General features: G+C 55.1%; 1 protein-coding gene and 1 pseudogene. One reads left to right on the forward strand and one right to left on the reverse strand.

What is annotated here, in order from left to right:
* The first annotated feature begins 67 nt into the window (after window positions 1–67).
* Window positions 68–916: a GNAT family N-acetyltransferase gene (locus MV985_RS00680; RefSeq protein ID WP_297458086.1), complete on the forward strand. Its 849-nt coding sequence runs from the start codon at window positions 68–70 to the stop codon at window positions 914–916.
* Here the strand turns inward: MV985_RS00680 and MV985_RS00685 are convergent.
* Window positions 909–1,084: pseudogene (locus MV985_RS00685) on the reverse strand (amidohydrolase); the annotation flags it as partial. The gene MV985_RS00680 and the pseudogene MV985_RS00685 overlap by 8 nt on opposite strands.

The following is a 1,084-nucleotide window of genomic DNA, read 5'->3' on the forward strand; positions in this document are numbered from 1 at the left end:
TACGGTGACGGGGGAGCGGAGGCGGTAACCCACATCCTGAGGAAGTTTGGCTACCTCGGTGAGGGCGATGATTATCAGGAAGGCGACACTTGACGATGTTAAGGCCATAGTCGAAGTCCACACCGCCGGTGAAGACATCGGGGGAAGCTTACTTGAGCGCTACTCCTCCGGCGGGCCCTGGATGAGCCTTGAAACGCTCGCGATACACCTCAACAACCTCCTCCTTGATGGTCAGCTCCCTGTTGTTGCAGAACTCGACGGAAAAATAGTTGGCGAGGCCGAGGTCTTATTCTCGGAGGAGCCAATTGGTGGGAAAACGAGAAAAATAGCGCACCTCGACGTCATCGAAGTCCACCCGGATTTCAGGAAGAGGGGCGTTGGAAGGGCCATCGTTGAGTTCATTGAGAAAACTGCGCGGGAAAGAATGGTTGAGATTATAACCACCCAGCCGGACGAGGATGCAATGGGCTTTTACAGGAAGCTGGGCTTTGATGAACTTCTCTACAAGGGTCTGCTCGTGGAGGTTCCAGCTGGAGAGTTCGAGCCAGCAGAGGTTAAGCCCCTTCGCCACTTTCCGTGGGAGACTGTGAAGTCCCTTGAACTCGTTGCAGGTCGCTTTCAAAGCTCCTACGATATGTGGTTTTCGAGATTCAGAGATCTCTTCGCCGGAATTCAAGAACTCGTAGAGGATGGAAAAGCCGGGAATTCCTACTACGCCCTGAAGTCCCTTCCCGGAAGGCCTGGAAAGGTGGCCCTTTTTCTCTGGGGCCGCAGGGAGGACATCCCAAAGGCAATCGCCAGGGCGGGAGAGCTGGGCTTTGAGAAGGTTCTGACGGTCCTAGATGCGGAGACGGCTGAGTTGTTAGGGGCGGAAAAGAAGGGAAAAGTGCCGATAATAGGAAAGGCCCTCACCTGAGGAACTCCTTGGCCAGGGCAACCTCCATGGCCGTTCCCAGGTAGAGGACGTCCTCATCAACGTTGAACTTCGGGTGATGGGGCGGGTAGATTATCCCCTTCTCCTCGTTCCTTATGCCCAGCGCCAGAAAGGCTCCCGGAACCTTCTGAAGGTAGTAGGCAAAGTCCT

Origin of the sequence: Thermococcus sp., from assembly GCF_027012695.1 — an archaeon.
Taxonomy (GTDB): Archaea; Methanobacteriota_B; Thermococci; order Thermococcales; family Thermococcaceae; genus Thermococcus.